General features: G+C 59.7%; 5 protein-coding genes and 1 tRNA gene. 1 reads left to right on the forward strand and 5 read right to left on the reverse strand.

Going from position 1 to position 6,343, the window contains the following annotated elements; translation table 11 throughout:
* Window positions 1–20: 20 nt before the first annotated feature.
* The 4 genes from AB7D48_RS15960 to AB7D48_RS15975 form a co-directional block, all read right to left on the reverse strand.
* Window positions 21–1,958 carry a TadE/TadG family type IV pilus assembly protein gene (locus AB7D48_RS15960; protein ID WP_427981209.1) on the reverse strand — a complete coding sequence of 646 codons (1,938 nt, stop codon included), beginning with the start codon at window positions 1,956–1,958 and terminating at the stop codon, window positions 21–23.
* Between the two features lie 37 nt (window positions 1,959–1,995).
* Window positions 1,996–2,649, reverse strand: a complete 654-nt coding sequence (locus tag AB7D48_RS15965; RefSeq protein WP_427981211.1) for a TadE/TadG family type IV pilus assembly protein — start codon at window positions 2,647–2,649, stop codon at window positions 1,996–1,998.
* Entirely contained in the window at window positions 2,646–3,212 is a 567-nt protein-coding gene (locus AB7D48_RS15970) for a TadE/TadG family type IV pilus assembly protein (protein WP_427981213.1), read from the reverse strand. Before AB7D48_RS15970 ends, AB7D48_RS15965 begins: the two co-directional genes overlap by 4 nt.
* Window positions 3,213–3,459: 247 nt before the next feature.
* Window positions 3,460–3,546: transfer RNA gene (locus tag AB7D48_RS15975), tRNA-Leu, on the reverse strand.
* A 158-nt stretch (window positions 3,547–3,704) separates the two neighbouring features.
* Here AB7D48_RS15975 and AB7D48_RS15980 point away from each other — a divergent pair.
* The gene (locus AB7D48_RS15980) at window positions 3,705–5,393 is read left to right on the forward strand and encodes a transglycosylase domain-containing protein (RefSeq protein ID WP_427981215.1); all 1,689 of its coding nucleotides are present in this window, start codon (window positions 3,705–3,707) and stop codon (window positions 5,391–5,393) included.
* A gap of 15 nt (window positions 5,394–5,408) precedes the next feature.
* On the opposite strand, the gene AB7D48_RS15985 is transcribed toward AB7D48_RS15980, so the two are convergent.
* On the reverse strand, window positions 5,409–6,343 hold a 935-nt coding region (locus AB7D48_RS15985), incomplete at its 5' end, for an NAD-binding protein (protein WP_427981217.1).

Raw genomic sequence — 6,343 nt, forward strand, 5'->3', positions numbered from 1 at the left:
CAAACGCATGCCGGTCTTGGTCAGTTCGTTAAGGTCGCCCCGGTGCCGCTCGTCGCGGTCGCGGTGACGCCGGTCGCGGACCCGCTGGAAACCTTCAGGCTGGGACCGTTGCCACAAAAATAAACGGTTTCTGTCTCCAGGGCGGAACCTTGCTCGTCTTGGTTGACATAGCTGTAACCATAATTCGGGTTGGTGAAATTATACGCTTTTGGCGGTGTGCTGCTGGGCGGCGCATCCGTAGTCATGGCGAAAATATCGGTCAGACCGCTCAGACCTGTAAGGGGCGCGACGCTGCCACCCACGGATTTGGTGCCGCCGATGCTGCCCGAGACAGCGTAGTTGTTCTTGCAATCCTGGTCGAGCAGGCCATAGGCGTCGTTGGGTTCGCCGGTCGTGGAATTGGTTGTCACCACGCCATTTGTGTCCGTGCTCGGGTCTCTCGCATAAGCCGATGGAGAATAGGTCGATAACGTTTTGGCGACATTGTGATATTGGGCGGTGGCATTGCCGCTCGCGTCATAGCCGCCGGCAACGGTTACGGTTTCCGTCTTGGTCGAACTCGACGAGCCGCAGACCTTATTCCAGCCTGAACCGGTGCATGATTGTACGAATTTCACCGCGAAAACCTCCTGTTCCGTCCAGGCGGTGTCGATGCCGTTATCCACGGTAATGGTCGTGATATAGGTGTCGTGCGAGGTTAATGTGCCAGGTCCCGTGAAGGACAAGGAGGTGCCTTTATAAGCGTTGCTGGAACTGCAACTGGTCGAGCCATTGGCGCAGGCAACGGCGTATTCGCTTATCTGGGCGCCATTATCCAGCATCGCCACATTGTCATATTCATCGTTGACGAATGTGATCATCCCCGTATTGCTGGTGGAGGGGGTGACATCCACCGAATAATTCAAAACGAGTGAGCCACCCAGATAAATGGGCGTGTAATTCGCGGTTTTGTAGCTGCCCGAGGCGCATGTCGTGGAAATGCTCACATCCGTGCCGCTATAGCTGCCATAGGACAGGTTTTCCGGGCAGATGGTCGTTCTCGGGGAGACGGTGACACTATTGGTCACCTTGAGCCAGGATGAGCCTGAAGACGGGTCTATGTAATATAGCTCATCGTCTTCGCCGCTTCCCAGCGTCATGCTGCAATAAAAAATATCGGTGGGAACATTGTAAACGTCGTTGCTGTCCTGCGAGAAGCTTTGGCCGCTGGAGCAGCCTCCATAGCCATAAGATGGGCTGGCGAGTGAGTCGTAATCATAAGCTGTTGGCGCGGTATTGTTCAGGCCATCGAGAAAATAGGCATTGCCTGAATCACTGCTCCCAGAGGAAGGGGTACCGAGGCCGATGCCGGATGTATGTGAACCGAGCATCTGGCTGCCGCCGCTACCATAATAATAATTGCCGCCGGAATAGTAGGATTGCGCGAAATCGGCGAACTCGCTTGTCGTGCCGGCCGACGAGGCCGAGCTTCCCGCCGTGACTTGCGCCGTCGCGGTGACGCTCATGTTTTCATAAGGCGGTTTGAAATAGATGACGGAGTTGGTCTGCTGCGCCGTGGCGGTGACCGTCACGCAATAAGTACCCTTGGAGCAGGCGCCGCTCCCCATCGTGACATTGCTGGTATTGGTGCCGCAGACGGATGAATCCGAGCCCGTGCAGCCCACGGTTATGGTGGGTTGGCCTTGTTGCAGTGTGACTTGGTTGGCGATGCCCTTGAAGCTGGCGTTGAATGCCGCTTGCGCGACACTGGCGGCGTTGGCGCCATCCAGGTCGTTTCCATATGTTCCCGCTCCGGCAAGGGCGGCTTGATCCGCGGCGGTCTGCAACTGGGCCCGCTCCGCCGCCACGCGGGCATAATCCACCGCCGCGCCGATGGAGATAATCATCGTGGGGAGGAGCAGGGCCCAAATAATGGCCGTGACGCCCCGCCGGTCGCCGGAAAATCTCAAGCAGCGCACGGGATGGTTCCTTTCCGATGGAGAGATTGACGCATTTTCAGCTTTGGCAGGGGATGGAGGAGGTCGTCAGGCCGGTTTCCGTCAGTTTGGTGCTGGTGGAGGCATAAGCCCATCTCGTCAGCACGGTCTGGGTCAAGGTCGGGCTCGATGTCAGCCAGAGCCCGACCAGCCCCGGATAAGTCAATTGTGCTTGGACAATGATGGCGTTATCCCCGATCGCGCCGCTGGATGAAGGCAGCATGCCACCGGTATGGTCCGCCGTGGCCAGCCCGCAGGCTTCGGTATCGCCGATGGCCTGGCTAGCCGAAACCGTGCAGGATGGGCCGGTGAAATCTTGCTCCCAATACTCCACGGTGGTGCCGACGGTCGTTTCCGTCACGCTGGCTATGTTGATGACGAGGCCGGTGGCGCCAAAGGGTTGCAGCCCCTTCACCGCGCCATAGCACAGATCCCTCAATGTGGTTGCGGACATGGCGGAACCGTCGGGACTTTCCTCCGATACGGCTTGTGCCAGGTTTCCGGTGAGTTGGTTGAGCTTGTCGGATGTTCTCAGCAGGGTGAGAACCTGGAAGGAACCGATGAATACCACCAGGAAAAACGACATGATGATGGCGAATTCGAGCGCGGCGACACCCTTTTCGCCAAGGCGGATCCACCGGAAGCCGCATGGCGGCAGTGGGAGGCGGCTCATGAGGATGGGACCAGGACGGCTTCGGCCGAGATCAGGGCCGATGTGGGGTTTCCCGTCAGCAGCACCGTCAGGGCGGGAATGGTTTTGCCGGAGAACGGCAGGTAAGGCAGAAAATCCAGCCAGGGAGGTAAATGGTATGCCACCTGGACCAGAACCGGTACGGGACCGGTTGAAAACGGCATCGCCGGAAAGCCGCCGTTCGGCGAGAGCTGGCCGGAACTGTTGACGCTGGCCGCGGTGATACCCGCGAAGGTCAAGCCGGTGGTGTTGGCCTGAATTTCAACTTGCAGGGAATTGCTTCCACACGGGGCCACATGGCCGAACTCGGAACAAACGGAGGTGATGAACTGGGATTCGGACGTGATGTTGCCCAGCAGTAGTTGCCGCGTGGCGTTACGCACGGCATCGTTCAGTGTCATCTGCCAAAATTGACAGATGCCCATCATCATGAACCCCATCGAGAAGAGAATGGTGTAGCTGCCGATCAAGGCAAACTCCACCGCTGTAGCGGCTTTGCGTTGGCGAAATAGCTTGGAGCCAGGCCGGGCTAGCCAAGTGAACATCTTTTTGCCGTTCCAGTCAGCCACTTAATTCCATCCAAGGAACGTTTAACCGAAATTAATATATCATTTTTTGTAATTAAATCAATTTTTTGAAACTTCACACTCGCGTGATCGTCGGGCGAGCAAAGGCGGCCATCTGAAACGCCGTCAGGTATTGGATAGTCCACAAAGTCGATCACCAGATCGCGCCGCCTTTTTGTTCGCGTGTCGGCGCGGCGGGAGAAAATGCTGGATGACGGTGCGTGGCTGGTGCGGGCGGCCGGAATCGAACCGGCACGGAATTGCTTCCAACGGATTTTAAGTCCGTTGCGTCTACCAGTTTCGCCACGCCCGCGCAGGGCCTGTTTAGCGGTTCTGGCGCGCCGGTCAAACGCTGGTTGACGTGTCACGGCTTGGCTTGGCAGCACGGGGGCGATGCGAAGACGTTTCCAACCGCCGCCTGTCTTGATCCACCGCCTGGGCTACGCTTGGAAAGTGGCTAGGATGCTGATCATGTTCGCCATCTGGGGCACGGTGGGAACAGGGCTGACCGTTCTGTGGTTCACCTGGGACATGCCAAACCCTTCCGTCGCGGTTACCCAGACCCGGCGCCCGGCCATTAGGTTGTTGGATCCCGCCGGGCATCTGGTGGCGCGGTTTGGAGATGTCTCGGGCAATGTGGTGTTGCCCGGCCAGTTGCCCTCTTATGTTCCGGCCGCTTTCATCGCCATCGAGGACAGGCGTTTCGCCAAGCATGGCGCTTTCGACGGTCAGGGGATTTTTCGCGCCCTGGTCTCGGATATTCTGCATCGCCGCGTGGTCCAGGGGGGCTCTACCTTGACCCAGCAAGTGGCCAAAACCCTGTTTCTGGGCAATCAACGTACATGGCGGCGTAAGGTGCAGGAGGCTTTCCTGGCTTTGTGGCTTTGGCATCATTACAGCCGGCGCGAGATTCTGGGCATCTATCTCAACCGTGTCTATCTGGGAGAAGGCGCCTATGGCGTCGATGCCGCCGCGCGGCTCTATTTCAACCGCTCCGCCTCGCGTCTCACCTTGGCTCAGGCCGCTATTCTGGCTGGGTTACCCAAGGCGCCATCGGCTCTCAACCCGTTGGTGAACTCTCAGGCCGCCGCCAACCGCGCCACCCAGGTGCTGGATGCCATGGTGTCCACGGGCGTCATCTCTTCCGGGCGGGCACGCGAAGCCATGACCCAATTGGCGGATGCCGCTTCGCCCGTCTCCCGCACGTCCTGGTTCGCGCTCTGGACCATGCAGCACGAGGCGGCCTCCATTCCCGAAGGCGAGGATGTCAGTTTCACCACCACGATGAACCCCGGTCTGCAGACCGCCGCTCAGGCGGCTTTGGATGCCGCCATCGTCGAACACGGCGCACAATACCATGTTTCCCAAGGCGCCATCGTGGTGCTGGAGGCAGATAGCGGCGCTGTACGGGCGCTGGTGGGCGGCGTGGGGAACCGCGAGGGGTATAATCGTGCCGTGCTCGCGCGGCGCCAGACTGGTTCGGCCATCAAGCCCGTGGTCTGGCTGGCCGGGCTGATGGCGGGCATGCCTGCGGACAGCATGGTGCTGGATGCGCCGCTTAATCTACATGGCTACCGTCCGCATGATTACGAACATGTTTATCGTGGCGCGGTGAGTCTGACCCAGGCGCTGGCCGACTCCATGAATACAGCGGCCATTCGTATCCTGTTGCGCGCCGGTGGGCCGCGCCGGGTCATTGCGGTGGCGCGCTCGCTTGGGCTGGATGATCATTTTCCCAAGGACGCCACCATGGCTTTAGGCACTGGCGCGGTGGGTGTGTTGCAACTCGCCGGTGCGTATGCCGCTTTTTTCAATGGTGGCAGACGGGTGACGCCTTATGGTGTCACCGCCATCAATGGCGTGCCTGTCCCTGTCGTGCCGCCGGAGCCGGCCGTGCCGGCGGAGAATGCGCGCGCGGTGGCGCGAATGATGCGCGCCGTCGTCACGTCAGGCACCGGCAAGGCGGCTTTCATCCCGGGGATCTATACAGCGGGCAAGACCGGCACCACGCAGGATTACCGGGATGGCTGGTTCGTCGGCTACGCCAAGGGCGATATTATCGCCGTCTGGCTTGGCAACGACGATAATTCCCCAGGTAAGGATCTGCTGGGTGGTACATTGCCGGCGCAGATCTTCAAGGCGGTCGCTCAGGCTTTATGATCGGGCCGCTATGGGTCAGGCGACCGTGTTTTTCTTGCCGCCATCCAGGTCGGTTTGATCTGTTTCGAACAGATCCTGCAATTCCCGGCTGGCATCCTGCACGGTCTGAATGATCTTGCCTTCGTCATTTCCATAAGCATAGGTTTCATGCAGAACCTGGTCGTCGTGTTTTCGGAACAGCTCAAGCGCGCGCTTGGCTTGCGCTTCGGGTACATCCAGCTTTTCCAGTACGATTTCGGTCAGTCTCAGCGATGAAAAAAATGTCTCGCGCACGAACAGATCCACTCCCGCCGCCATCAGCAAATGGGCGTGGCGGCGGTTGCGGGCCCTGGCCACCACACGCAGATGCGGGAATTTCCGCCGCACCATCTCCGCCACGGCCAGGCAGCCTTCCATATCGTCCAGCGTGATCACGAGCACTTTCGCGTTTTCCGCGCCGGCTGAGCGCATCACTTCCTCGCGGACCGGGTCGCCATAGAATAGTTTCACGCCGAACCGGCGGACCACATCTACTTGCGCGGAACTGCGGTCCAGTGCCGTGAAGCGGATTTTCTGCATCGCCAGCACCCGCCCGACGATCTGGCCCATCCGGCCAAAGCCGCAAATGATGACGGGCGCGGCTTCCACATCGTCCAGTTTGTCGTAGGGGCGTTGCTGCTTTTTGGCATCCAGCTTCGGTATGGCGAAGCGCTCGGTCAGCGCGAAGAGCACCGGCGCCACCATCATCGAGAGGGCCACCACCAGGGTCGCCTCCGCGGCGAGGCTCTTGCTCAGCGTGCCCGCCGCCACCGCCGCGGCGAACAGGACAAAGCTGAACTCACTGCCTTCCGACAGTACCGTGGCAAAACGCAGAGCCGCCCCGGTGAGGTGGCGGCGCACATGGCTGACCGCGAAGGCGATGCCGGTTTTCACCACCGTCAGGCCGATCACCAGAAACAATATCTCAAAGG

This window comes from Acidocella sp. (assembly GCF_050253495.1).
Taxonomy (GTDB): Bacteria; Pseudomonadota; Alphaproteobacteria; order Acetobacterales; family Acetobacteraceae; genus Acidocella.